Below are 24,306 nucleotides of genomic sequence, written 5' to 3' on the forward strand. Positions count from 1 at the left end.
AGGCATTCCAGTCACCGTCGCAGTGGTCGAGCCGACCGGGTCGGAAGTGCAGATCATCGGCCGCACCGCCGGCGGCGACGAGATCGTCGCCAATTTCCGCGAACGCCATGCCTTCACACCGGGCGAATCCATACGGCTCTCTGCCGCGCCTGGCCTGATTCATCTCTTTGACGGCAAGACCGGAACACGATTTGAAGCGCGTAACGGATGGTAAGGACCGCATAGCGAGGAAGATAAACCGGAGGAGACGACCATGAAATTCACGAGACGCGATGTAATCCGCACGACCGCAGGTGCCGCGGCGGGAGCCCTGGGAAGCCGCTTCGTCGGCTCGCCGGCTTTTGCCCAGGAGGGCTTGAAATACAAGCCCGAGGAAGGCGCAAAGCTGCGGCTGCTGCGCTGGTCGCCCTTCGTCAAGGGCGATGAGGATCAATGGCTGGCCAACACCAAGCGCTTCACCGAGGCGACAGGTGTCGAGGTTCGTGTCGACAAGGAAAGCTGGGAGGACATTCGCCCCAAGGCAGCGGTCGCCGCCAATGTCGGTTCCGGCCCGGACCTCATGTTCGTCTGGTTCGACGACCCGCATCAATATCCCGACAAGCTGCACGACGTGACCGAGCTCGGCGAGTATCTGGGCTCGAAATATGGCGGCTGGCACGACGGACCAAAGCAATATGCGACGCGGGACGGCAAGTTCGTCGGCCTGCCGCTGGCCACGATCGGCAATGCCATCGTCTATCGCGAAAGCTGGGTGAAGGAGGCCGGCTTCTCCGAATTTCCGAAGGACACGGCAGGCTTCCTCGAGCTTTGCAAGGCGTTGCAGGCGAAGGGACATCCGGCCGGCTTCACGCACGGCCACGGCGTCGGCGACGGCAACAATTACGCGCACTGGCTGCTGTGGAGCCATGGCGGCCAGATGGTCGACGAGAGCGGCAAGGTGGCGATCAACAGCCCCGAGACGCTAAAGGCGATCGGATACGCGCAGGAACTCTACAAGACCTTCATTCCCGGGACCGAAAGCTGGCTCGACGTCAATAACAACCGCGCCTTCCTGGCCGGCGAACTCGGCGTCATCGCCAACGGCATTTCCGCCTACAATACGGCCAAGATCAACAAGGACAACGATCCGAAACTGGCTGAGATTGCCAAGGACATCCGCACCACCAACCTGCCGATCGGTCCTGTAGGGAAATCGGTCGAACTGTTCCAGGTGACCACCGCCGTCATCTTCAACTACACGCCCTACCCCAATGCGGCCAAGGCCTATCTGCAGTTCATGTTCGAGGATCCGCAGATGACCGACTGGATCACCTCCTCGGCGGGCTATTGCTGCCAGACGCTGAAGGCCTTCGACAACAATCCAGTGTGGACGGCCGACCCGAACAATGCCGCCTATGCCAAGGCCTCGGCGACGCTGCGCCCCAACGGCTATGCCGGGCCGCTCGGCTATGCCTCGGCGGCGACCATGGCCGACTATGTCCTGGTCGACATGTTTGCCAAGGCGGTGACCGGCCAGGCGACGCCGCAGGAGGCGATGGAGGAGGCGGAGAAGCGCGCCAACCGCTACTACCGCGTTTGATCACGGCACCGCCGGGCAGCGTCTAGTGCGCTGCCCGGCCCGTCGCACAATCCCATGGCGGCCGTTGACGCCGTGACCTGATTCCCCGATGAGGAGCCCTCGATGGCCGTGCCGTCCGTTGCCGCCCAGCCGCGTCCGTCGATGCTTTCGCGGATCTCCGAAAGCCGCAACGCGCTGGGCTTCGGCTTCATGCTGCCGGCGGCGGCGCTGCTGCTGGTCTTCCTGACCTATCCGCTCGGGCTGGGCGTCTGGCTCGGTTTCACCGATGCCCGGATCGGCCGCCCCGGCATCTTCATCGGCGTCGAGAATTATCAGTACCTTTGGAATGACACCGTCTTCTGGCTCTCCGTCTTCAACACGCTGCTCTACACGGTCAGCGCCTCGATCCTGAAGTTCGTGCTCGGCCTCTGGCTGGCGCTCATCCTCAATGAAAACCTGCCGTTCAAATCGTTCTTCCGCGCGATAGTCCTGCTGCCGTGGGTGGTGCCCACCGTACTGTCAGCCATCGCCTTCTGGTGGATCTACGATTCGCAGTTCTCGATCCTGTCCTGGGCGCTGCAGCAAATGGGCCTGATCGACCACCGCATCAACTTCCTCGGCGATCCGGAGAATGCGCGCGCTTCGGTTATCGCCGCCAACGTCTGGCGCGGCATTCCTTTCGTCGCCATCACGCTGCTCGCCGGCCTGCAGACCATTCCGCAGTCGCTCTACGAGGCGGCCACGCTCGACGGCGCCAGTCGCTGGCAGTTGTTTCGTTATGTGACTCTGCCGCTGCTGACGCCGATCATCGCCATCACCATGACCTTCTCGGTGCTGTTCACTTTCACCGATTTCCAGCTGATCTACGTGCTGACCCGGGGCGGACCGGTGAATGCCACGCATCTGATGGCGACATTGTCTTTCCAGCGCGGCATTTCCGGCGGCCAGCTTGGCGAGGGCGCGGCCATCGCGGTGGCCATGATCCCGTTCCTGCTGGCGGCGATCCTGTTCAGCTATTTCGGCCTGCAACGCCGCAAATGGCAACAAGGCGGCGGAGACTGACATGGTCAAGACGGCCGCGACAAGGAAGGCGAAACGTGGGGATATCGACGAAGGCGGCATGAGCTACCTGCAGAGCCTGCCGCGCCGCGTGGTGACGGTCTATCTGCCGCTGCTGGTGTTCGTCTTCGTGCTGTTGTTTCCGTTTTACTGGATGACGATCACGGCGGTTAAGCCCAATCTCGAGATGACCGACTATGCGCAGTTCAATCCGTTCTGGGTGGTGCATCCGACATTGGAGAATATCCGCTATCTCCTGTTCGAGACCTCCTATCCGGGCTGGCTGCTCAACACGATCATCATCTCGACCGCCGCTACTTTCCTGTCGCTGCTGGCGTCGGTGTTCGCCGCCTATGCGATCGAGCGGCTGCGGTTTTCCGGGGCGCGGCAGGTCGGCCTCGGCATCTTCCTCGCCTATCTGGTGCCGCCCTCGATCCTGTTCATTCCGCTGTCGGTAATGGTGTTCAACCTCGGGCTCTACGACACGCCCTTCGCGCTCATCCTTACCTATCCAACCTTCCTGGTGCCGTTCTGCACGTGGCTGTTGATGGGTTACTTCCGCTCCATCCCGTTCGAACTGGAAGAATGCGCGCTGATAGACGGAGCGAGCCGGTGGCAGATCCTCACCAAAATCGTGCTGCCGCTCTCGGTGCCGGGCCTGATCTCCGCCGGCATATTCGCCTTCACCCTGTCATGGAACGAGTTCATCTACGCGCTGACATTCATCCAGTCCTCGGAAAACAAGACCGTGCCGGTGGGTGTGCTGACCGAGTTGGTGCGCTCCGACGTCTACGAATGGGGGGCGCTGATGGCGGGAGCGCTGATCGGCTCGCTGCCGGTGGTGGTGCTCTATTCGTTCTTCGTCGAGCACTATGTCTCGTCGATGACCGGCGCGGTGAAGGAGTGACGCGCCGGCTCACGCAAGGCGACCGGCGCGGTCAGATCGCGCCGATGATGCCGCCGTCGACGCGGATGTTCTGGCCGGTGATGTAGCCCGCACCTTCGGAAGCGAGGAAGGCGATGGTCGCGGCGATCTCCTCCGACGTGCCGTAGCGCTGCATCGGCACGCTGTCGCGGCGCTCCTCGGTGGCCGGCAGGCTGTCGATCCAGCCGGGCAGCACATTGTTCATGCGCACATTGTCGGCGGCGTAGGTGTTGGCGAAGATCTTGGTGTAGGCGGCAAGCCCGGCGCGGAACACGGCGGATGTCGGGAACATCGGGCTCGGCTCGACCACCCAGGCGGTCGAGATGTTGATGATGGCGCCAGCCCTCTGCTTGACCATCTGCGGCGCCACGATGCGCACCGGCCGGATGACGTTCATCAGATAGACGTCGAGACCGGTGTGCCACTGCTCGTCGGTGATTTCGAGGATCGGCGCGCGTGGCCCGTGGCCGCCGCTGTTGACCAGCACGTCGATGCGGCCGAAGCGCTCGAGCGTCAGATCGGCGAGCCGCTGCAGATCGTCATTCGACTGGTTGGAGCCGGTGACGCCGAGGCCGCCAAGCTCCTTGGCCAGAGCCTCGCCCTTACCGGAGGACGACAGGATCGCGACCTTGAACCCGTCCGCTGCCAGCCGCTTGGCCGCCGCCGCGCCCATACCGCTGCCACCGGCGACGACGACTGCTACTTTTTCTACACTCATCTCGATTTTCCTTCGCACGGGTTGGCGGGACTCTGAAGCCCATGTTTCCGACCTTCGAGCAATGCTATAAACGGTGTTGCCATCTGGTTCGAACCAGAAAGCCTGAAATCAAGCTGTAGAAAAACTCCTGCATGCCTGAAGCCTTCCTGAGCCTGCCACCATTGAATGCGCTGCGTGCCTTCGAAGCCGCCGCGCGTCATCTCAACTTCCGCATCGCCGCCGAAGAGCTGAACGTGACGCAAGGGGCGGTGGCGCAGCATATACGCGGGCTGGAGGCCGATCTCGGCACAAAACTCTTCGACCGGCTGCCGCGCGGCCTGGCGCTGACCGATGAGGGCCGTGCCTATATGCCCAACATCCGCCGCGCCTTCGAGCTGATCTCGGAGGCCACCTTGCTGCTGCGGCCCGAACCGGCGCGGCTGACGATCAGCGTCACGCCGAGCTTTGCCACCAAATGGCTGATCCCCAAACTGCCGGAGTTCGTCGCGCACAACCCGCTGGTCGATTTGCGAATCCTGGCCAGCGAAAGCCTGTCGAGTTTTCAGGCCGATGGCGTCGACATTGCGGTCAGGCAAGGCCGCCTGCCCTCCGGCGCCGGCCTGATGGTGGATCTTTTGTTTCCACAGCAGATCATCGCCATCTGCAGCCCTGCCCTGCTGCCGACCGGCGCGAACGAGATCGCGGCGGCCGATATCCAGCATCACGTCCTGCTGCACGACGCGCACAATCTGTGGCCGGAATTCATGGAGAGAGTACTCGGCCTGAGGATGGCCACCGAGGCCAAACGCATGCGCTTCAACCAGACAGGCCTCGCGATCGACGCCGCCATTGCCGGCCAGGGCATCGCGCTGGCCAGCCGGTTTCTCGTATCCGCCGACATTGCCGCCGGCCGGCTGGTGCAGCCGATCAACGCGGAGATGCGGGGGACGCACGATTTCTATGTCGTGATGCCGCGCAAGCAACGGCACCCAGAACCGACGCAAGCCGTGCGGCAATGGCTGCTGGATGAGGGCGATGCGGCGCGGCTGTGATGGATAGCCGATCTCGCCGCAAGGCGGGAGATCCGCAGCTTGGCCGACGCCGCCCCTTCAGCCTCGCCGAGCAATGTCGGCCGCCACTGCCTTCGCCTCGCGTCCAATTTCCCTGAGCAGACCGGTGACCGGATTGTAGAAGCCGACGAGGTAGAGGCCGAGTTGCGAGGCGCGGGCGTTGACGCCACTGCGCTCCGGCTGCAATTCCACGGGCAGAAACTTTTCGTAGCCCGGGCGATAGCCGGTGGCGAGGATGACGGCGTCGAAATTTTCCTGACTGCCGTCGGTGAACGCAGCGCTGCGCTCGGTGAAGCCCGCTATGTCGGGCGCGATCTTGATGGCGCCTTTGGTGATGGCGTCGACCGTGCCGACGTCGATGACCGGGATGCGGCCGACTTCGTCGATCTGTTGCAGGATGCCCTGCTTCGGCCTGACGATGCCGTATTTCTCGAGCTTGCCCAGCGCGAAATCGAGGATGATCGGAAACATCCAGTCGTTCAGCGCCTGCGGCATTGGCCGGCTGGCGATGCCGACCATCTGGATCGGCACGCCAAACAGCTGGCGCGGCACGATGTGGACGCCCTTGCGCACCGAAATGGTCGGACGCGCGCCACTTTCCGCCAAGTCGAGCGCGATCTCGGCGCCGGTGTTGCCCATGCCGACGATCAGCACCGAGCGGCCGGCAAAAGGCGCCGCTTGCGTATAGTCGGCGCTGTGCAGCACCTCGCCCTTGAAAGCCTCGATGGCAGGGAGCCGGGGGATGATCGGCTCGGCATTGTTACCGCTGGCGATAACGACATGGCGCGCCTTGAGGTTGTCCGATCCTGTCTCGACCAGAAAACCGCCGTCCCCGAGGCGAATGGCTTTCACCGTCACACCGAAGCGCGGGCGCAGATCGAATTTTTCCGCGTAGTCGTCGAGATAGCGGACCACCATTTCGCGCGGCACGTAGCGCGGATAATTTTTGGGAAAGGGCAGGAACGGCAGCGACGAGAACGACTTGACCGTATGCAGATGCAGCCGCCGATAGTGCCGCCGCCAGGCGGGCGCGATCTCCTGCGATTTTTCGAGCAGGATGAAATCCACTCCTGCCCGCTTCAGGCAGGCACCGACCGCAAGGCCGGCGGGCCCGGCGCCGACAATAACGACAGTGGTGTCCAAGCGATTCTCCTCCCGCTAGCTCCTTAGGCTACGTGTAGAAGCGCAGGCGGGACAAGGCGCGCCTCACCTTCTCCCCTTGTTGGAGAAGGTGGATCGGCGCGCTAGCGCCGAGACGCCTTCGCATCGCGGCGCGCACGCTGCGCATCCTGTCCGGTCTCGGCTCACCCCCGGTGACGAATGTCTATCCCGGCAATCGCCCATGCTGTCGGACGGGCTGCCTGTCGCCGGCCGCACCGCGGTCGAAGAGCTCTACGTGCATGGCGGCATGGGGCCCAATCGGCATGCATGCCGCCCCCGCCACCGCGCGCTGGCTGGAAGAGGCCGTGGTTCGGGCGATGGCAATCCGAAGCAGACATGGCTCCGGCCACAGCGATTTGCGGGATGGGAAGGGTGAGGCTGCGCGACGTCGTGTCGATCTAGCCCGCCATCGGCCCGAAGGGAGGGCTGGCCTTGCTCGCTAGCCGATATGCTCGGCGCGCAGCTTCTTCTTTATCTGCTCCATGCCCGCCTCGCCGCCCGCGGCCAGTTCGTCGGCGATCCTTGCCAGCTCGTCATCGGCGTTGCGGTACTTGCTGCCCCAGGCGCCGAGCGTCGCCAGCACCGGCAACAGGTCGATGCCCGCCTCGGTCAGCTTATAGATCGCCTTGAGCTTGTGCGTGGGGTCGTCGCTTCTTGTGACGATGCCCTCATCCTGCAAGGTCTGCAGCCGCTCGGCCAGGGTGCGCGACGAGATGCCTTCGCCTGATAGCAGGAACTCCCGGAAGTGCCTTTTTTCCGCGAAAATCATGTCGCGGATGATCAGCAGCGTCCAGCGGTCACCGAGCAATTCGAGCGACAGGCTGATGGGACAGCCGGATCTTTCCCTGGTCGACATTTAAATGCTTCCATTTTTAAATCACTTTACTATTGACATCATTTTTCACTCATGTCAATGGTTCCGAAAGTAAAGCAATAACCAACGCCGCCTGACCTGGCGCTGGTGACACCAGAGCTCAATCAGGAGAACGACGATGAGAAAACTGATCCTGCAGATGCAGATATCGGTCGACGGTTTTGTCGGCGCGGCCGGCGATGAGCACTGGCAGCTCTGGGAATGGGGCGCCAACTGCCCGTGGGACGACGACTTGAAGCAGGATTTCAACGCGGTGTTCGCCGGCATCGACACCATTCTGCTCAGCCGCAAGATGGCCGAAGAAGGCTATCTAACCCATTGGGGCAATGCGGCAAAAAACTATCCGCGCGATCCCTTCTACGCCTTTGCGCAGCGCATCGTCGAGGCGCGCAAGGTGGTGCTGAGCGACAAGCTCGCGGCATCGCGGTGGGAGCGCACGACGCTTGCCAGCGGCGACCTGCCGCGCGAGGTCAAGGCGCTGAAAGCTGAAGGTGAAGGCGACATGGCGGTGTTCGGCGGCGCCGGCTTTGCCTCGGCGCTGATTGCAGCGGGACTGGTCGATGAGTTCCAGCTGTTCATCAATCCGGCCGCGCTGGGCGACGGCGAGCGGATTTTCGACCGTGGCGGCTTCCGGAAATTGCGCCTGCTCGGCTCTAAAGCCTATGCCTGCGGAATGGTGGTGAACCGCTACGCGCCGCCAATGTGAAGCAGTTCAGCGATTGAATCCGTGGACCGCTTCAACTCTTTGTTTTTACGAGAACTCCGGACGGATCACCGCAACCCACTCCTCGTGAACCTGCGCTAGAAATTGATCTCGACCGAAGCGGCACTTCGCTTTGCCGGCCCGTGAAACACCGCCTCGATGTTGTTGCCGTCGGGGTCGAGCAGGAAGGCGGCGTAATAGCCGGGGTGGTAGGGCCGCTCACCCGGCGCGCCATTGTCGGCCCCGCCGGCATCGAGGCCGGCCCTATAGAAGGCATCGACCATGGCGTTATCCCTGGCCTGGAAGGCCAGATGATGGCGCCCGGTCAGTTGTCCCCTCGCCGCCCGGCTGTCGAGGCTTGAGATGAACAGCTCGTCGGCCCAGAAATAGTCCTCGGCCTCGCCGCCGATCGGAATGCCGAGCATCTTGAAGACGGCTTCATAGAAGCGCCGGCTCGCCGCGAGGTCCCTGACCACCAGCTGGACGTGGTCGATGAGGCGGCCGCGATGCAGTTCCATGAGCGATATCTCCCGTCGCGAGACCACAAAGCTAGTGCCGCGGAGCGGCTCGTCAATTCGGCAGTCTATCTTGTCGGCGCGCTTGGCAGCCTTACGCCCCTGCTTTTGTCATATCCGCATGGACTTCCACGCAGACCGGATAAAAAATGCAACCGGATTGTCGGATTCGAAATCCCGCCAACGTCCTTCGGACGCAAGCGGCGCAACGGAGCTGGAGCGAGTGGCGCCGCATCGAAACCGATCTCGGGAGAAGAGCATGAACAATTCCTACCGTTGGGTGATCGTCGCGTGCGGCGCGCTGATGACCTGTGTGGCGCTCGGCGCGATGTTTTCGCTGGCGATCTTCCTCGAGCCGATGGCGCTCGACACCAACTGGTCGCGAACCGGCATTTCCAGCGCCATGACGCTGAATTTCTTGGTGATGGGTGCAGGCGGTTTCGCCTGGGGCGCCATCTATGACCGTGTCGGCGCCCGCCCGGTGGTTTTTGCCGGCGCGGTGCTGCTCGGCCTGTCGCTGGTGGTGGCGAGCCGAGCCCAATCGCTGCTAGTCTTCCAGCTGAGCTATGGCGTCATCGTCGGGCTGGCGGCCAGCGCCTTCTTCGCGCCGATGATCGCGCTGACCACCGCCTGGTTCGAGACCCATCGCAGCCTGGCCGTGTCGCTGGTCTCGGCCGGCATGGGCGTGGCGCCGATGACCATCTCGCCCTTCGCGCGCTGGCTGATCACCGCCTACGACTGGCGCACCGCCATGTTCGACATCGGCATCATGGCCTGGGTGCTGTTGCTGCCGGCCGTCTTCCTGGTGCGCCAGCCGTCGACGGCGGTCGCGGCAGCGGATGGCAGCGCGCCCGCGCCTGCCGCGGCCCCCGGCATGTCAGTCGGCCAGGCGCTGCGCTCGCCGCAATTCCTGGTGCTGGGCATGACCTTCTTCGCCTGTTGCGCGGCGCATTCGGGGCCGATCTTCCACATGGTGAGCTATGCCATGTCGTGCGGCGTGGCGCCGATGGCAGCCGTGTCGATCTACAGCGTCGAGGGCCTTGCCGGCCTTGGCGGGCGCGTGCTCTACGGCGTGCTCGGCGACAGGTTGGGCGCCAAGCCGGTGCTGATCGTGGGCCTCGCCATCCAGGCGGTGGTGATCGCCGCCTATCTCGCCGTCGGCAATCTCGAGCAGTTCTATCTCCTGGCGATCATCTTCGGCGCCACCTATGGCGGCGTCATGCCGCTCTATGCGGTTCTGGCGCGCGACTATTTCGGGCCGCGCATCATCGGCACGATACTTGGCGCCGCGACCCTGTTGTCCAGCCTCGGCATGTCGTTCGGCCCGCTCGCCGGCGGCATGATCTTCGACGCCTATGCCAGCTATTCCTGGCTGTTCATCGGCTCGGCGCTGATCGGCCTCGGTGCTGCCGGCATCGCCATCGCCTTCCCGCCGCAGCCCGGCCGAGAGAGGCTGCAGGCGGCATGAGCGAAATTTCCCCTCGAGGGGAAATACTCATCACCCTGTCCCCGTTCCCGAGCGCAGCTCTTCCCTGCCCTCGTCGTCGCGGCTGAGCCTGGCGTCCGAGATCAGCACCACCGGGCATTGGCAGCGCTGCAGCACGCCGGTAGTCGTCTCGCCGAAGAAGAGTTCCTCGCCAGGGCGCCGCGCCACGCCCATGACGATCAGCGCCGCCCCCCTGCCGGCCTGGCGGGCAATGGCATCGGCGGCGGCGGCCCGGCTGCGGATGGCCGTCTCGATCTCGACGCCATAGCGGTCGGCTAGTGCGACGGTATCCTTCAGCACCGCCTCCCTGCGGCGATGCGAGACAGTGTCGCGCGGTTCGTCGCGGCCGACGCGCGCGACATAAAGTATCTTGACCCGCGCACCCGTGACCGCTGCAATCGCCAGCGCCATTTCGGCACCCCGGCGGGCGATCGCGGTGCCGTTGACCGGAACCAGAATCTTCCCGCCTTCAGGTCCTAGCCTTGGCTGCTGGCGGCCGGCGCGGGGCGCCTTCAGCACCAGGCATAGCGGGCCCTCGAAGGCGCCGGCGATCTCATTGATGCGGCGGGCAAACCCACCTTTCGACGTGACCGCGCGGCCGAGCCCGATCAGCAGCAGCCCATAGCCTTTGCGCGCCTCCTTGGCAACCGTTTCGGCCGAAAGCTCGGCCTCGTGGCGCCGCGTGACAGGCGCCGCGCGGGCCAGCTCCTCGTCCGAACTCCTGGCGGCCTCGCGGCTGTCCTCGGCACCCTTTTCGATCGGCTCGAGCTTCGCATCCGTGCCGGGCTCGGCCTCCTCCCCCTCGCCTCGGGCATGCAGCACCGTCGTCGGCCTGCCGGCGCCCACGACTCCTGCGAGGTAAGCGGCAAAGCGGCCGACAACGCCCTCATCGGTCACCACCAGCAGTCGTTCCAGATTGGCGATGAAGCCGCGTTGGTCGATCTCCTCGCGCTCCAGACGCTTCTTCTCGTTCTCGCCCATCGGCAAGCGGCCGAGTGCCCAACGCAAGGTCGGCGGCATGGCGAGCGTGGTGATGACGGCCATGGTCACGATCATGGTGAAAAGATTGTGCGACAGAACGCCGATCGACAGGCCAATAGAGGCGACGATGACTTCGGTCGAGCCGCGCGCGTTCATGCCGCAACCGACGGCGATGCCTTCCTTGCGGCTCATGCCGGCAAGCTCGGCGCCGATGAAGGCGCCGGCGAATTTGCCGAAGCTGGCGATCAGCACCAAAGCGGCCGTGAGTAGCGCAAGCTCGTGGTCGACAAGCACGGTGAGATCCGCCGAAAGGCCGGCGACGCCGAAGAAAACCGGCATGAACAGCGCCATGATGACGCCGCGCAATTGCCCTTCGATATGACGCGACAGGATCGGCGATTCCCCAACCAGTATGCCGGCGACGAAGGCGCCGAGCACGGTGTGGACGCCGATCAGATCGGTGATCAGCGCCATTGCGCCCATGATGGCGAGAATGACGGTGACGACGGCGTATTCGCTGCGGAACGTATCGTTGGTCCAGCGGATGGCGTCGAAGACGATGCGGCGGCCAATCGTGAAGGAAAACCCCATGAAGGCGGCGACGCCGACAATGGTGAAGGCAAGGCTGCCGAGCTCGATGCGCCCCTTGGTGGCGATGCCGATGGTGATGGCGATGATCACCCAGCCGATCGTGTCCTCGATGATGGCCGACGAGACGATGATCTGACCGAGATCGCGGCGCATGAAGTTCATCTCGCGCACCACCATGGCGACGATCTTGACCGAGGAGATCGACAGCGCCGTGCCGAGGAAGAGGCCGGCGACAATGCGCTCGGTTCCGTCGGCCAGCAGCGAGGCCGGCATGAACTGTGCGGCGGTGAAGCCGAGCGCGAAAGGCACGGCGACGCCCGCGGCGGAGATGGAAAAGCACGCACGGCCGACCCTGCGCACCAGCCGCAGATCCGTCTCCATCCCGGTGAGCAACAGAAGCATCAACACGCCGAGCTGGGCGATGGCGCTGATCATGCTCTTTTGGGTGGCGTCGCCTGAAAAGATCACGCGTTCTGCTTCCGGCAATAGCCAGCCGAGCAGCGATGGCCCGAGCAGGATGCCGCCGATGAGCTGACCCATCACCGCCGGCTGGCCGAGACGCTCCAGCAATTCGCCGATGCCGCGGCCGACGAGAAGCAGAAGGAGGATTTCGAGAACGAAAATGCCCTCGCTGGACATGCCGGTCTTTTCGGCTGCCAACGATGCGGCCGGCATGAATGCGAAAGCTGCCGCGGCAAGCCCGATCGAGCGGCCCCGGTTGACCACGAAGGACATGCACCCCCTCATTGTGCCCGCTATAACGTTTTGAGGGCGAGATCGGTTGCACGCCACGCTCCCTTGGCGCGCCGCAGGTTCCTCCTTACCTGAATCGCATAACGGGCCTATCTGACTGCGGATAAACCGCCGAGACCCGGGCCGGCGACGGAACATTTTCAACCAATTGCGCGTTGCGCGGATGGGGATGACCGGCGTCGTTTCGGCCGGCCATGGCGTTGGGAGGCGCGTGGCAAGGGATGTCCCAGGTCAAGACCGTGAAAACCGACGAAGCGGCTGCAGCGCCGCGGGCCTCTGATGCGTTCGCGCTGAAGCTCACCTCATCGGAATTCGTGGCCACCATGTCGCATTTCCACCGCGCCGAAATCGCCCGCATGGCCGGCTGGCGCGACCGGCTGGACCGTACCAGCAACTGGGTGATTACTGTCGTCGCCGCCATGCTCTCAGTCTCACTCTCGACGCCCAGCGCCCATCACGGGGTGCTGCTCTTTGCCATGCTGCTGACCACGCTGCTGCTATGGATCGAGGCGCGGCGCTATCGTTTCTTCGACGTCTACCGGGCCAGGGTGCGCCAGTTCGAGCGCTATTATTTCGCGCAGATTTTCTCGCCGCAGCCCGACTACGCCTCCAACTGGCTGGCCATCGTCGGCGAAGGCCTGCGTTCGCCGCGTTTCCTGATCTCGCAACGCGCGGCGTTGGTGCGCCGGCTGCGCCGCAACTACATTTTCATGTACACGATCCTGATGCTGGCGTGGGTGCTGAAGATCACGACGCCCAGTCTGCAGCGCGAAGGGTCGCCGATAGGCTTCGGCGCGTCATTTCTCGACGCCGCGCGCGTGGCGCAGCTCGGCCCGGTTCCAGGCATCTATGTCGTGTGCATGGTCGGGCTATTCTATGTCGGCCTACTCGCAGCCGCTTTCCTCATCTCAAGCGACGAGGGCGAGCTTTCGCATGGCACCGTGCATGTCTAAGAGCGGCCTCGAAAAGCGCAATCTGCCGCGGTGATCTTCAGCAGACATTGTCGACCATCAGGGCGGTCGCTTCCGACCGGCTTGCGGCTTCCTCAACCGGAAGCCGTGCGCGATGGCGCTTGTAGGCGGTGAGCGCGATGACCAGCACGCAGCATACGGCGTTCAGCCAGTTGATCGCCGCCAGAGCGGGATCGTTCAGATTGATGTGGGCGTACAGTCCCGTCGTGGCGTTGGCGCCTGTCCACAACAGCCAGGAAGCGTAGGAAATCGCCGACGCCCCGTGCCTGTCCCGGGCCACCCGCACGATCTGCGGCAGGTAGGACACCACGCGCAAGCCATTGAAAATAGTGAAGAGATAAAAAGACAGATCTGCAAGTGTCATCCGAAACCCCTGTCATGGCCGGACGTCCCATAGCGTTCCTTGCAGTGGCGGCATGTGAGCCCGTTCACATGCCGGCTTCGATTTTCCTGTTGCGGCCCGGCACCCGGATTCTTTCGCCATGTGGGCGTTCGCCGTGAGCCAGCCCGACGAGGTCGACATGAACCAGATCCTGTTTCGGCCGACGGCGCGGGAGTACTAAACAGATCTCGTGCTTGGGCAAAGTTCGGGTTGACCGCTGCCAAGAGCGCGGCGACTATCCCTGCAACGTGCAGGAGGACATGAGAATGGACGAACCCGATCGCTGGCGGCACATGGCGAGCGCGCCCAAGGACGGCAGCCGCATCCTGGTCACGGTCAGGCCATCGGAACAGGGGCCGGCCGAGGTCGACCTCGCTTACTGGTCGCGCGCCGACCAGTTCGGCACGGAGGGCTGGCGCTCTTCCGATTCGTCGCCAGGACGGGTGATCGAATACCCCGAACCGGAGTTGAAATGCTGGATGCCGCTGCCGACGGCCAATCTGAGCCGGGCTTCAATGCCAAGTCCGTGGCAAGGCGAAGACGTCCCGCTGCTCGACGGCTCCGGGATATGATCTCGGCGGGATGACCGTAGGAAATACGCTGCCGGCCCAATACTTGACGGCCTTACTTCGGCCGACGCACTGATCGCACCATGCCGCCGGGGCCGCTGCCGCAGAAGAAGCGGTCGCCGCCGTCGGATTCGAGCCCGGAAACGCCCACCCCTGCCGGCATGTCGAGCCGTTCCAGCACCTTTCCGCTTTGCGGATCGACGCGCCGGACATCGCTCTGGTCGCCTTCCCAGGTGCCGTGCCAGAGCTCGCCATCGACCCAGGTCACTCCGGTGACGAAGCGGTTTGAGTCGATGGTCCGCAGGATTTTCCCGGTCTCGGGATCGATCTGGTGGATCTTGCGCTCCCGGTTCTGCCCCACCCAGAGCGTGCCCTCGGCCCAGGTCATGCCGGAATCGCGGCCGCCGCCGGGCGCCGGGATGGTGGAGAGCACCTTGCCGGTATCCGGGTCGATCTTCTGGATGCGGTCCCCGGCGAGCTGAAACAGATGCCGGCCGTCATAGGCGGTGCCGGCATGGGCGGCGACATCGATCGAGCGCAGCGTCTCACCGCTTGCCGGATCGAAGGCGGTCAGCCGCTCGCCCGCGGCAAACCAGACATTCTGCCCGTCGAAGCTCACGCCATGCACGGTGTCGACATCAGGAAAGGGCCCGTATTCGCGCAGGATTTCCGCTGATGAATGTTTCATGTCCTGGTCCTCGATCATGGTCACCTTTCCTACCCGTTCGGCAGCGGCGACGGGAGTAACAAGGTGGTCGTGAAACCAGCGACCGGCGGCGTCATCCAGCGCCGCGCCCGGCCGTGGCCGAAGGACTGCACTTTGCCGGTCTCGGCCAACTGCTCGAGCGCCCGCTGTACGCTGCGCTGTCCGGCGCCCAGCGCCAGCGCCAACGCCGAGCTGGCCCAGGATTCACCATCAGCCAGGAAGGCCAGCACCGCGGCGTGCCGCTCCTCGATCGGCCGCGCCAGCACCGCCACGGAGCCTGCTTCGCGCGGCTTTAGCGCAAAGCCCTGGCTGGTCGCGCCTATGCCCGCCAGCGGCCGCAATTCGGCTCGGAGCCGGCCGATCTCGACCCGCAGCCTGGCGCGATGCGATTCATCGGCATGCCGGCCGCCAAAGGCGCGGGCAATCAGCGTCGCCCTCGGCACATCCGCCGGCCAGGCTTCGGCAAGCGCGCGCGCCAGCGCAAACAGCACCGGCCGCGTTGCCAGCGAGATCGTTGCTTCCTGCTTGTGCACGATATAGCGGAACGTATCGACGACCAGCGCGCGTGACGCCTGCAGCGCCTCGACCTCTTCGAGCAACAGCGGATGCTCCTCGCCGCCTGCGATCAGCCGCGCCGCCGGCGTCTCCAGCGCCAGGAAGGCGCTGTCGACCTCCGCCATGAGACCCGGAATGCCGGCCCGGCGGGCGGCATGGCGCGCCCACTCAAGGGCTGCGCGCGCGGCCTTCGTCTTCAGGCGCCGCATGGCGATGCCGGCAACCGCGAGTTCATGCGCGGCGCGTGAGGCCGGCGGAAGCGGCGACGGATCGAGCCCAGCCAGCACGTCTTCAGCTTCGTCGAGGCGGCCGATCAGCAGCAGGCGGCGCACTTTGAGATGCCCGGCATGCGCCGCGTTCAGCCGGTCGCCATGCTTTTCCAATGTCGACCGCGCCGCGTCGAGCGCCTTGGACGGCCAGCCGAGATCACGCGAAACAAGCGCGATCTCGGCTTCGGCGACAACGCACCTGGCGCGCGCCACCGCCTCCTTTGGACCGAAGGCACGGCCGGCCCTACGCAACAGTACTTTGGCGCGATGGAAATCGCCGAGCTGCGCCATGGCAATGCCGCGCAACGCCAGCGCCGGGGCATCCTCGCGCAAGGCGACGCGGTCGAGTGCCGCCAGCGGGTTGCCCGCCGCCAGCGCCAGCCCTGCCGCGGTGATCAGCGAGTCCATGCAAATCCCGTCACATTTGTAACTCCCACCGCTCCCCTTACCGGCCCTAACTTAAGTCACCACCGCCAAGCAGCAAGCCGCGGACGGCGACCTAGCCATCTGGACTGGTTGAAGACGCCCAGGCCTGCGTTGGCGGCAATATTCGCATTCGCTAGCCTGAGCATCTCAGACAGTCGCGTTAAGCTTCTCAATAAGGAAAAACCGACCATGCCTGCTTCCGAGGACTTCGAGCCCACCGTGCGGCCTCGCCACCCCTGCTGCGGTGGCCCGCCTGCAAATGCCGTCACATTTGTAACTCCGCCCTCGCCGCCTCGCGGCCCTAGCCTGCCTCACGATCAACAGGCAACGACAAGCCACAACGGCTCAACAACTGGCAAAGGAAACAAGCAATGACCAAGCACGTGGCAATGAAGACCCCACCGGTCGTTTCAAGGCAGGAATGGGAAGCCGAGCGCGAAAAGATGCTGGTGAAGGAAAAGGCAACGATGCGCGCCAGGGACGCGCTGTCGGCCGAGCGCCGGCGCATGCCATGGATGGAAGTAGACAAGGCCTACGTGTTTGAGGGTCCCAACGGCAAAGCGAGCCTGCTCGATTTGTTCGAGGGCCGGCGGCAGTTGATCGTCTACCGCGCCTTCTACGAACCCGGCGTCCACGGCTGGCCCGAACATGCCTGCCGCGGCTGTTCGCTCGGCGCCGACCAGGTCGGCCATCTCGCCCATCTGAACGCCCGCAACACCACGCTTGCCTATGCCTCCCGCGCGCCGCAGGCCGACATTGCCAGCTTGAAGCAGCGGATGGGTTGGGAGATGCCCTGGTACACAATCACCGACAGTTTCGACAAGGATTTCGGCGTCGACGAATGGCACGGCCACAACGTGTTCATCCAGGACGGCAAGAAAGTGTATCGCACCTACTTCATCAACAACCGCGGCGACGAGCAGATGGGCACGGTCTGGAGCTACCTCGACGCAACGCCGCTCGGCCGCCAGGAAATCTGGGAGGATTCGCCCGAAGGCTATCCGCAGACCGAGCTCTACAGCTGGTGGAACTGGCACGACAATTACGACGCCGCACCCGACAAGACGTGGGAGGAAGTGTCGGCGGCTGGCGAAGCCGCGTTCCGCAACAAGGACGGCAAGTAAGGACCTGGAGCGGCGCCCATCCAGCTTGGTTTCCTGTCCCTCACGGGACAGGAAACCCGGGCATTGATCATCAAGGGATTACGACCATGAGCGATATCGGCACAGGCACCGGCAGTGAGGTCCCTCAACGCTCCGATGCAGTTTCTCTCCGCACCGCCGACTGGCTGTGCCTCGCCGCGGCCCCTGTTTTCGCCGTGATGGCGCTGCTTACCTGCATTCACGCTGGCGACGGCGCCATGTCGTGCCTGGGGGCCGATGCCTCCCCGCTCACCGGCATGCCGCTGATGTATCTCTTGATGAGCGCCGTCCATCTGGCGCCTTGGCTGCGCGTGATTTCCGGCCGGCCGGTCCGGCGATAGGCTGGACCGCCGCCGCCATGCTAACGCTCTTTACGTCGGAGAGAGACTATGAAGCTGGTCAGGCTGAGAGCGCCGGGCGGGTTGGACAAGCTCGACCTGGTCGAGGAGGATCAGCCCCGGCCTGGGCCGGGAGAAATGCTGGTCAGGATTCGCGCCTGCGCGCTGAACATGCGCGACGATTTCGCCGTACAAGGCAAGGTGCCGCTCGCCGACGGCCGCGTGCCGCTGTCGGATGGCGCCGGCGAGGTGATCGCGATCGGTGACGGCGTCGACACGTTCAAGCCGGGCGACAGCGTCGTCAGTGTTTTCTACCCCTGGTGGCTGGCCGGCGACATGAGATCCGATACAAGCCGCGACATTCCCGGAGACAGTTTCGACGGCTTCGCCAGCGAGTATGTGTGCATGCCGGCGCAGGCCTTCACCAAGGCGCCGGCGGGCTATACGCATCTCGAGGCGGCAACGCTGACCTGCACGGGCGTCACCGCCTGGCGCGGCCTGGTGACATGCGGCAAGGTAAAGCCCGGCGACACGGTGCTGATCCTTGGCACCGGCAGCGTGTCATTGTTTGCGCTGCAATTTGCCAAGGCCGCCGGCGCAAGGGTCATCGCCACGTCGTCCGATGAAGAGAAGCTGGAGAAGCTCAGACGACTCGGGGCCGACAGCGTCATCAACTACAAGGCGGTGCCGGAGTGGGGCGGCAAGGCCAGGGAACTGACGGACGGACGCGGCGTCGACCATGTGATCGAGGTCGGTGGACCGGCGACGCTGGCGCAGTCGATAGCGGCCTGCCGGACAGGTGGGCATATCGCACTCATCGGCGTCCTGACCGGCTTTGCAGCAGAAGTGTCAGTCCCGGCGCTGTTTTCAAACCAGATCCGCATCAGCGGGATTTCCATCGGCAGCAAAGCCGACCAGCAGGACATGATCCGTGCCATAGAGGTCAACCGCCTGAAGCCCGTCATCGACAGCAGCTTTCCACTGCAGGACATCGCCGCCGCCTTCAGGCATTACGAAGCGCAAAGGCATTTCGGCAAGATCTGCCTCGAGCTTTAGACCCTGCGATCGGCATTCCTACCCAGCGGCCGGCGCCAGCGTCCCGCTTGCCATCAGGCCCCAGAGTTGATCGGCCGTCAGCTGTTTGGCCGAGCCGTCGTAAGCCACCCTGCCGAGGCTGAGCACGACGATCCTGTCGGCCAGCGCCCTGACCGTCGACAGGTCGTGCGTGACCAGGATGACGCCGGTGCCGCTGGCGGCGATCGAACGGATCAGCTTGACGACCTGCGCGGTCTGCTTGACGCCGAGCGCGGCGGTGGGCTCGTCGAGGCAGATCAGCTTGACGTGATCGGCAAGCGCGCGGGCAATGGCGATGGACTGCCGCTGGCCGCCCGACAGCGAGCGCACCAGAACGTTTTCGTCGCGAAGCGTGACGCCCAGCGCGGCAAGCCGGGCACGACACTGCTCGGCGGCCTTTCGGTCGTCGCGAACCGGGAAGACACCGAGCCAACGCCGCGTTTCCTCACGCCCGAGGATCATGTTGTGGGCGACGCTGAGGTTTGGGCAGAGCGCCAAATCCTGGTAGACCGTCTCCAGGCCGGCGCCGCGTGCATCCTGCGGGCTCCTGAAGGAAATCGGCTGGCCCTCGAGGGTCATCGCGCCGGCATCGGGCTGGATGGCGCCCGAAATAATCTTCACCAGCGTCGACTTGCCGGCGCCATTGTCGCCGAGCAGACAGACGATCTCGCCTTTGCCGACCGTGAAGCTCGCCTCTTCCACGGCCGTCAGCGCGCCGTAGGATTTGCGGGCGCCGGCAATCGAGAATGCCGGACCTTGCGGGGCTTCTGCATTGCCCGCCGTCACGGCAGGGCCGGCCGAGGCGACGGCACCATTGTCCGCCACCGTGAAGTTGGTCGCGGCCGCCCGAGCGCGCCGGCCGCGAAAACCGATCGCAGCCTGGTCGGCCACCAACGCCAGCAACAGCATGCTTCCCACCGAAATGGATTGCCACCATGATTGCAGGCCGACGAAGATCAGTCCTGCATTGAGGATGCCGATGGTGGCAACGCCGATGGCGATGCCGAGCGGCCGTCCGGAGCCGCCGGAAAACGCAACGCCGCCGAGGATCGCGGCGGTGAGCACGTCGAGCTCGAAGCGAACGCCGATGGTCGGCGTGATGCTGCCGAGACGACCGGCGATCAGAACCGAGACCAGGCCGATCAGCAAGCCATTGGCCGCGTAGAGGCTAACCACCGTGCGTCCCACAGGAATGCCGCAGAGTTCGGCCGCGCGCGGATCTCCGCCTATGGCGTAAAGCCTCAAGCCGGTGATCGTGCTGGTCAGGACAAAGGCTCCGGCGACAAAGACAGAGGCGGCGATGATCACGGTGTACTGGATGCCGAAGATCTTGCCCCGCCCCAATTCGAGCAGAGCCTCGGGAAAACCATAGACCGCGGTGCTGGAGACGACGAAGGCAAGGCCGCCATAGAGCGCCAGCATCGCCAACGTGACGATCAGCGGCGAGATGCTCAGCCTGCGCACCAGCAGACCGTTGAGCAGACCGAGCAAAAGGCCCAGACCCAGGCCGACGCAGATTGCCAGCAGCGCGCTCTGCGTCGCCACCGCAACCTTGGCGGTGATGATGCCGATCAAGGCGACCATGCTGCCGATGGAGAGGTCGACATAGCCGGCGATCAGCAGCGCGGAGGTGCCGAGCACGGCGATCAGGATCGAGGTCGAGTTGACGCCGATGACGACGAAATTGTCGAGGCTGAAGAACGATTTGTTCAACAGCGAGAAGGCGACGATCAAGCCCAGCGCGACCAGCGCCAGCCCGATGCGGCCAGACGCTTCGCCCGGTGCCTTGACGCCCGGCAGCAAGGATGAAAACCGGCCCGTTTGCAGCGGTGTCGTCCCCGTTCGAAGGCTGTCTGTGCTCATGCTTGCCTCTGCTGAAGCGGGCGGTTTCAGGTCAGGCTGAACCCGCCCCTATCGCGGGAAAAACGGGCGCTACTTTGCCTCGGACGACCAGGGGAAATTCACATACTGGTCGCGCGTATCGTAGCAGATGTTGCCGTACATCCTGAGATAGATGTCGCGGCGCTTCGGGTCCTTGTAGACCGCGGCCGGATCGGCCACGTCGGCCTCGTATTGGGCCATGTAGTCGCTGGTCAGCGCCACGGGGAGGATATCCATCGCCTGCGGGATGCTCTTGCCCTCCAGCCAGTCGGCGGCGTGCTGGCCCATGGCGTAGGCGAAGACCGGCGACGCCAGGCTGATGCTTGCCTTGTAGGGACCGCCGCCTTTCTTGATCGCGGCGACCGCCTCCGGCTCGCCGTCGATGCCGCCAAGGAACTGGTCCGGCCGCGCCTTGCCCGCCGCTTCCAGCGCAGCCAGCGCGCCGAGCACGACGGTGTCGGCGCCGAGCACGACATCGACGTCGGGATGGGCCTGGAGAATAGTGCTCATCGTGGCAAAGCCGCCTTCCTTGTTGACGGGATTGGGCGAGATGTCGGCGACGATGGTGACGCCTGGCATGGCCTTGAAGATGTCGCGCATGGCGGCAAAGCGCGGCGCCAGGAATTCCATGCTGTCATGCGACAGGATGACGACATTGGCCTTGCCGCCGAGCTTGTCCTTTATGTAGGCCGCGGCCGCTTCGGCCAGCACCTTGCCGGTCTCGTATTGCGGCGCGTTGAGCAGCGACGTCGCCGGCGGCGGCACGATGGTGCCGACATAGGCGCCCGACCAGATAAGCTCCTGCAGGCTGCGGCTCATCGAGGCCGGGTCCACGGGGGCTGCGACCAGACCGCCGATCTTGGAGGCGAGAAACAATTGCACCTGCTCGACCCCCTTGGCGGCGTCATTGTTGGCAAGCGCGCGGCGATATTCCAGGCCGCGATCCTTGGCGGCGGCGGCCAGGCCGCGGTCGACGCCCTGCATGAATTCACGCTCGTTGTCCTGCGCGAAGGCCAGCACCTTGCTCAGGCCGGGCGGTGGGCTGCAGGCCGGCGCCTTCGGGTCGAACGGCGCAAATACCGCCGGCTTGGTGAGCCCGGCCGGGCCGTCCTGCGCGCTTGCCAGGACGGTACCGCCCGCGAGCACAGCGGCAACGCCGAGCAGCGTCGCCAGCATCATGTTCCTGTCAGATCGCATTTTACTTCCTCCCTGTCGTTGTTTGTTGCCGCGCTTCGTAAGCCTCGCGGTCGCTACTCTTCCCAGTCTCCCCAGATACCCACCTTCCCGCTTGCAAGTCAAAAGTTTTTCCAGTGGAATTAATTAATCAGAGATAGTCGGGTGACTCGCCCACGCGATCACGCCTTGGCGATCAGCGACTGGACGGCTTTGGCCAATTCCGTGCCGAGCACGCGATGCGCGTCGCTGTCGAGGTGAATGCCGTCTACCGCGCTCGATTCGACGACGTCGCCGGCGTTGAAGAAGGCGGCGCCGGCGCGCCGGGCCGCATCGCGGAACAGGCCGGCAAAGTGCATCGACTTTGAAGCGCCGCCCAGGAACATCTGGCCGAACCAGTCGACCTCCAGCATCGGCGGCGGCGCTACTATCAGGACCGCGGGCGCCACGCCCGCGGCGCCAGCTTCGCTGCGCAGCACAATTCTGGCCAAGATCTCAATAGAATCAGCGACATCATTCGGCGTTACCGAGAACCTATGCTTGAGATCGTTGGTGCCGAGCATCAGGATGACGAGGTCGAGCGGCATATGCGTTTCCAGGCACACCGGGAGCGATTTGAGCCCGTTCTTGTGGAGACCTTCGATCGGATCGTCGTGCACGGTGGTGCGCCCGCCCTGCCCTTCTTCGATCACATCCCATCCGCTGCCGAGCTGGCGGCGCATGATGCCCGGCCAGCGCCGGTCGGGCGTGAAGCGGCGCCGTCCGACGCGGGCCAGGGTGGGAATGGCGCCATAGGTATTGGAATCGCCAAAGCACATGATTGTCCGGGTCTGCGTCACGGCATTGCTCCTCCAGGCTTGCATACTTTGAACGACAGCAGGCCGGCCGGCGTCAACTACATTTTTCCATCGGGTGGATTTAAGTGTTGCCTTGCCGTGCCCGCATTGCTACGTCAGCGCCTTGATCGGCTCGCCTTGCGGCCAACCTCCTTGCGCAGGGGAAAGCGTGACCGGCACCAGCTTCTTCAGTCTCGAAAAGATCGCCGAAGGCCGCAGCGGCGGAACCACGCAGGCCGAGAGCCGCGTCTACAACGAACGCCTGATCGTCTCGCTGATCCGCCGGCACGGCCAGCTGGCAAAGACCGATTTGACGCGGCTGACCGGGCTGGCCGCGCAAACCATCACCACCATCGTCAACCGCGCCGCCGACAACAAGCTGCTGCTGCGCCTGGAGCCTTTGCGCGGACGGCTGGGGCAACCCTCGGTTCCCTTTGCGTTGAACCCGAAAGCCGCCTATGCCTTCGGCCTCAAGGTCGACCATCGCAGCGCCGATGTCGCGCTGGTCAATTTCGTCGGCGACGTGATCGCGTTCGAACGCACGCTGTTCGACTATCCGACGCCCGTCGAGGTGATGAAATTCGCCAGGGGCGCCATCGCGCGCATGTGCCGCAAGCACAAATCGATAGAGAAAGACCGCATCGCGGGTCTTGGCATCGCCTCGCCATTCCATCAGTGGAACCTGAGCGAAGAGGGCGCGGTGCCGGCGAGCAGGCTGGATGCCTGGAAGGAAATCGACATTCGCGCCGAACTGGACCGGGCGTTCGACTGGCCGGTGTTCCTCTACAACGACGCCACGGTGTCGGCCGCGGCCGAACTGATGTTTGGCGCCGGCGGATCCCGCGCCGACTTTCTCTACGCCTATGTCGGGCACTTCATCGGCGGCGGCCTGGTGCTCGATCATCACTTGTTCCCCGGCCGCAACAAGCTGGCCGGGGCGCTGGGCGACATGCCGGTGCCCGCGCCGGGGCGCAAGGGCGACCAGATGACGCCGTTGCTGCGCGTCGCTTCGCTGCATTCGCTGGCCGGCAAGCTCAACGTCCAGGACAATGGGGGCGAGGACGCCGGCCGCATCTGGTCGTCGCCCGACGACTGGGGCGACCTTGGAGAGCCGCTCACCGCGTGGATCGATGAGGTTTCGGACGGGCTTGCCTATGCCGCCCGCAGTGCCGTTGCCTTGCTCGACATCGACAATGTGGTGATCGACGGCGCCATACCGAATGGCGTGCGCAAGGAGATCGCCAAGGCCATGCGCAGAAAGCTGGCACGGATCCTTGTCGATCGCCCCGAGCCGTTCTCCGTCATCGAGGGGACGTTTGGCCATCTCGGCCCCGTTATCGGCGGCGCCAGCATTCCGTTGCTGGTGAAATATTCGAACGACAAGGAACTGCTCTTCAAGGAATAGGCGCGCAGCCGCCGGCACCAGGCATTTCCCCAAAGCAGCGAACTGTGAGACTTGTCACATACCTGCTCGTGAAGCGCGTGCTACTTGCACTCTGCGGTCGGTCGACGCCGAAAGAAATCGCCTGCCATGGTCTGGCGGTGACGGGCCTTTCACTTTATGCTGTGGCAGGTTGCATACTCTCAACGGACCTTGATGCCGCAAGCGGT

General features: G+C 64.4%; 24 protein-coding genes. 13 read left to right on the forward strand and 11 right to left on the reverse strand.

Annotated elements, in window-relative coordinates; genetic code table 11:
* The 4 genes from NKJ88_RS04995 to NKJ88_RS05010 form a co-directional block, all read left to right on the forward strand.
* Positions 1-214 (forward strand): TOBE domain-containing protein (locus tag NKJ88_RS04995; protein WP_352443649.1); only part of this gene is annotated, 214 nt, incomplete at its 5' end.
* A gap of 39 nt (positions 215-253) precedes the next feature.
* Entirely contained in the window at positions 254-1,579 is a 1,326-nt protein-coding gene (locus NKJ88_RS05000) for an ABC transporter substrate-binding protein (protein WP_023693796.1), read from the forward strand.
* Positions 1,580-1,720: 141 nt separating this feature from the next.
* Positions 1,721-2,620, forward strand: coding sequence for a carbohydrate ABC transporter permease (locus NKJ88_RS05005; protein ID WP_460221873.1), 900 nt, complete (start codon positions 1,721-1,723; stop codon positions 2,618-2,620).
* A 1-nt stretch (position 2,621) separates the two neighbouring features.
* A complete protein-coding gene (locus NKJ88_RS05010) occupies positions 2,622-3,524 on the forward strand; it encodes a carbohydrate ABC transporter permease (protein ID WP_352443650.1) in 903 nt (300 codons plus the stop codon).
* Between the two features lie 31 nt (positions 3,525-3,555).
* Here the strand turns inward: NKJ88_RS05010 and NKJ88_RS05015 are convergent, their stop codons facing one another.
* Complete coding sequence (locus tag NKJ88_RS05015) at positions 3,556-4,260, reverse strand: SDR family oxidoreductase (RefSeq protein ID WP_023673468.1); 705 nt, start codon at positions 4,258-4,260, stop codon at positions 3,556-3,558.
* Between the two features lie 131 nt (positions 4,261-4,391).
* Here NKJ88_RS05015 and gcvA point away from each other — a divergent pair, with 131 nt between their 5' ends.
* Positions 4,392-5,291: a transcriptional regulator GcvA gene (gene gcvA / locus NKJ88_RS05020; protein WP_023693798.1), complete on the forward strand. Its 900-nt coding sequence runs from the start codon at positions 4,392-4,394 to the stop codon at positions 5,289-5,291.
* A 57-nt stretch (positions 5,292-5,348) separates the two neighbouring features.
* Here gcvA and NKJ88_RS05025 read toward each other — a convergent pair whose 3' ends face one another.
* Positions 5,349-6,452, reverse strand: coding sequence for a flavin-containing monooxygenase (locus NKJ88_RS05025; RefSeq protein WP_023699144.1), 1,104 nt, complete (start codon positions 6,450-6,452; stop codon positions 5,349-5,351).
* 457 nt (positions 6,453-6,909) lie between these two features.
* Positions 6,910-7,326: a winged helix-turn-helix transcriptional regulator gene (locus NKJ88_RS05030; RefSeq protein WP_023712523.1), complete on the reverse strand. Its 417-nt coding sequence runs from the start codon at positions 7,324-7,326 to the stop codon at positions 6,910-6,912.
* A 136-nt stretch (positions 7,327-7,462) separates the two neighbouring features.
* Here NKJ88_RS05030 and NKJ88_RS05035 point away from each other — a divergent pair, with 136 nt between their 5' ends.
* Entirely contained in the window at positions 7,463-8,050 is a 588-nt protein-coding gene (locus NKJ88_RS05035) for a dihydrofolate reductase family protein (RefSeq protein WP_023699142.1), read from the forward strand.
* Between the two features lie 95 nt (positions 8,051-8,145).
* Here NKJ88_RS05035 and NKJ88_RS05040 read toward each other — a convergent pair whose 3' ends face one another.
* Complete coding sequence (locus tag NKJ88_RS05040) at positions 8,146-8,574, reverse strand: VOC family protein (protein WP_155923302.1); 429 nt, start codon at positions 8,572-8,574, stop codon at positions 8,146-8,148.
* Between the two features lie 247 nt (positions 8,575-8,821).
* On the opposite strand from NKJ88_RS05040, the gene NKJ88_RS05045 reads away from it, so the two are divergent.
* Positions 8,822-10,030: an MFS transporter gene (locus tag NKJ88_RS05045; RefSeq protein ID WP_023824461.1), complete on the forward strand. Its 1,209-nt coding sequence runs from the start codon at positions 8,822-8,824 to the stop codon at positions 10,028-10,030.
* Positions 10,031-10,060: 30 nt separating this feature from the next.
* On the opposite strand, the gene NKJ88_RS05050 is transcribed toward NKJ88_RS05045, so the two are convergent.
* Entirely contained in the window at positions 10,061-12,355 is a 2,295-nt protein-coding gene (locus NKJ88_RS05050) for a cation:proton antiporter domain-containing protein (protein ID WP_352443651.1), read from the reverse strand.
* 239 nt (positions 12,356-12,594) lie between these two features.
* Between NKJ88_RS05050 and NKJ88_RS05055 the strand changes: the two genes are divergently transcribed.
* Positions 12,595-13,326: a DUF2270 domain-containing protein gene (locus NKJ88_RS05055; RefSeq protein WP_352443652.1), complete on the forward strand. Its 732-nt coding sequence runs from the start codon at positions 12,595-12,597 to the stop codon at positions 13,324-13,326.
* Between the two features lie 37 nt (positions 13,327-13,363).
* Here NKJ88_RS05055 and NKJ88_RS05060 read toward each other — a convergent pair whose 3' ends face one another.
* Positions 13,364-13,708, reverse strand: a complete 345-nt coding sequence (locus tag NKJ88_RS05060) for a hypothetical protein (RefSeq protein WP_352443653.1) — start codon at positions 13,706-13,708, stop codon at positions 13,364-13,366.
* 284 nt (positions 13,709-13,992) lie between these two features.
* Between NKJ88_RS05060 and NKJ88_RS05070 the strand changes: the two genes are divergently transcribed.
* Positions 13,993-14,298, forward strand: a complete 306-nt coding sequence (locus NKJ88_RS05070) for a hypothetical protein (protein ID WP_023689804.1) — start codon at positions 13,993-13,995, stop codon at positions 14,296-14,298.
* A 52-nt stretch (positions 14,299-14,350) separates the two neighbouring features.
* On the opposite strand, the gene NKJ88_RS05075 is transcribed toward NKJ88_RS05070, so the two are convergent.
* Positions 14,351-14,983 (reverse strand): Vgb family protein, encoded by a 633-nt coding sequence (locus NKJ88_RS05075; RefSeq protein WP_352443654.1) that lies wholly within the window; start codon positions 14,981-14,983, stop codon positions 14,351-14,353.
* Between the two features lie 29 nt (positions 14,984-15,012).
* Complete coding sequence (locus NKJ88_RS05080; RefSeq protein ID WP_023712517.1) at positions 15,013-16,233, reverse strand: hypothetical protein; 1,221 nt, start codon at positions 16,231-16,233, stop codon at positions 15,013-15,015.
* Positions 16,234-16,622: 389 nt separating this feature from the next.
* On the opposite strand from NKJ88_RS05080, the gene NKJ88_RS05085 reads away from it, so the two are divergent.
* From NKJ88_RS05085 to NKJ88_RS05095, 3 genes are all read left to right on the forward strand, one after another.
* Positions 16,623-17,375, forward strand: a complete 753-nt coding sequence (locus NKJ88_RS05085) for a DUF899 domain-containing protein (protein WP_023695474.1) — start codon at positions 16,623-16,625, stop codon at positions 17,373-17,375.
* Positions 17,376-17,461: 86 nt separating this feature from the next.
* On the forward strand, positions 17,462-17,734 hold the full coding sequence (locus NKJ88_RS05090; RefSeq protein WP_023727050.1) for a hypothetical protein: 273 nt from the start codon (positions 17,462-17,464) through the stop codon (positions 17,732-17,734).
* A gap of 48 nt (positions 17,735-17,782) precedes the next feature.
* On the forward strand, positions 17,783-18,787 hold the full coding sequence (locus tag NKJ88_RS05095; RefSeq protein ID WP_352443655.1) for a zinc-dependent alcohol dehydrogenase family protein: 1,005 nt from the start codon (positions 17,783-17,785) through the stop codon (positions 18,785-18,787).
* Positions 18,788-18,805: 18 nt separating this feature from the next.
* Here the strand turns inward: NKJ88_RS05095 and NKJ88_RS05100 are convergent, their stop codons facing one another.
* From NKJ88_RS05100 to NKJ88_RS05110, 3 genes are all read right to left on the reverse strand, one after another.
* Entirely contained in the window at positions 18,806-20,668 is a 1,863-nt protein-coding gene (locus tag NKJ88_RS05100) for an ATP-binding cassette domain-containing protein (protein WP_352443656.1), read from the reverse strand.
* A 69-nt stretch (positions 20,669-20,737) separates the two neighbouring features.
* Positions 20,738-21,883: a sugar ABC transporter substrate-binding protein gene (locus NKJ88_RS05105; RefSeq protein ID WP_352443657.1), complete on the reverse strand. Its 1,146-nt coding sequence runs from the start codon at positions 21,881-21,883 to the stop codon at positions 20,738-20,740.
* A 158-nt stretch (positions 21,884-22,041) separates the two neighbouring features.
* Positions 22,042-22,698, reverse strand: coding sequence for an SGNH/GDSL hydrolase family protein (locus NKJ88_RS05110; RefSeq protein ID WP_352443658.1), 657 nt, complete (start codon positions 22,696-22,698; stop codon positions 22,042-22,044).
* Between the two features lie 166 nt (positions 22,699-22,864).
* Between NKJ88_RS05110 and NKJ88_RS05115 the strand changes: the two genes are divergently transcribed.
* Entirely contained in the window at positions 22,865-24,100 is a 1,236-nt protein-coding gene (locus NKJ88_RS05115) for an ROK family protein (RefSeq protein WP_352443659.1), read from the forward strand.
* Positions 24,101-24,306: the final 206 nt, after the last annotated feature.

Source organism: Mesorhizobium sp. M0016 (assembly GCF_040324035.1).
GTDB lineage: Bacteria > Pseudomonadota > Alphaproteobacteria > Rhizobiales > Rhizobiaceae > Mesorhizobium.

Excerpts from the sequence above, each read along its gene's own strand:
- NKJ88_RS05005 (WP_460221873.1), top strand. The coding sequence starts at position 1,721 with ATGCTTTCGCGGATCTCCGAAAGCCGCAACGCGCTGGGCTTCGGCTTC.
- NKJ88_RS05100 (WP_352443656.1), bottom strand. The coding sequence starts at position 20,668 with ATGAGCACAGACAGCCTTCGAACGGGGACGACACCGCTGCAAACGGGC.
- NKJ88_RS05045 (WP_023824461.1), top strand. The coding sequence starts at position 8,822 with ATGAACAATTCCTACCGTTGGGTGATCGTCGCGTGCGGCGCGCTGATG.
- NKJ88_RS05050 (WP_352443651.1), bottom strand. The coding sequence starts at position 12,355 with ATGTCCTTCGTGGTCAACCGGGGCCGCTCGATCGGGCTTGCCGCGGCA.
- NKJ88_RS05085 (WP_023695474.1), top strand. The coding sequence starts at position 16,623 with ATGACCAAGCACGTGGCAATGAAGACCCCACCGGTCGTTTCAAGGCAG.
- gcvA (WP_023693798.1), top strand. The coding sequence starts at position 4,392 with ATGCCTGAAGCCTTCCTGAGCCTGCCACCATTGAATGCGCTGCGTGCC.
- NKJ88_RS05015 (WP_023673468.1), bottom strand. The coding sequence starts at position 4,260 with ATGAGTGTAGAAAAAGTAGCAGTCGTCGTCGCCGGTGGCAGCGGTATG.
- NKJ88_RS05080 (WP_023712517.1), bottom strand. The coding sequence starts at position 16,233 with ATGGACTCGCTGATCACCGCGGCAGGGCTGGCGCTGGCGGCGGGCAAC.
- NKJ88_RS05095 (WP_352443655.1), top strand. The coding sequence starts at position 17,783 with ATGAAGCTGGTCAGGCTGAGAGCGCCGGGCGGGTTGGACAAGCTCGAC.
- NKJ88_RS05010 (WP_352443650.1), top strand. The coding sequence starts at position 2,622 with ATGGTCAAGACGGCCGCGACAAGGAAGGCGAAACGTGGGGATATCGAC.
- NKJ88_RS05070 (WP_023689804.1), top strand. The coding sequence starts at position 13,993 with ATGGACGAACCCGATCGCTGGCGGCACATGGCGAGCGCGCCCAAGGAC.
- NKJ88_RS05075 (WP_352443654.1), bottom strand. The coding sequence starts at position 14,983 with ATGAAACATTCATCAGCGGAAATCCTGCGCGAATACGGGCCCTTTCCT.
- NKJ88_RS05090 (WP_023727050.1), top strand. The coding sequence starts at position 17,462 with ATGAGCGATATCGGCACAGGCACCGGCAGTGAGGTCCCTCAACGCTCC.
- NKJ88_RS05105 (WP_352443657.1), bottom strand. The coding sequence starts at position 21,883 with ATGCGATCTGACAGGAACATGATGCTGGCGACGCTGCTCGGCGTTGCC.
- NKJ88_RS05055 (WP_352443652.1), top strand. The coding sequence starts at position 12,595 with ATGTCCCAGGTCAAGACCGTGAAAACCGACGAAGCGGCTGCAGCGCCG.
- NKJ88_RS05030 (WP_023712523.1), bottom strand. The coding sequence starts at position 7,326 with ATGTCGACCAGGGAAAGATCCGGCTGTCCCATCAGCCTGTCGCTCGAA.
- NKJ88_RS05060 (WP_352443653.1), bottom strand. The coding sequence starts at position 13,708 with ATGACACTTGCAGATCTGTCTTTTTATCTCTTCACTATTTTCAATGGC.
- NKJ88_RS05000 (WP_023693796.1), top strand. The coding sequence starts at position 254 with ATGAAATTCACGAGACGCGATGTAATCCGCACGACCGCAGGTGCCGCG.
- NKJ88_RS05035 (WP_023699142.1), top strand. The coding sequence starts at position 7,463 with ATGAGAAAACTGATCCTGCAGATGCAGATATCGGTCGACGGTTTTGTC.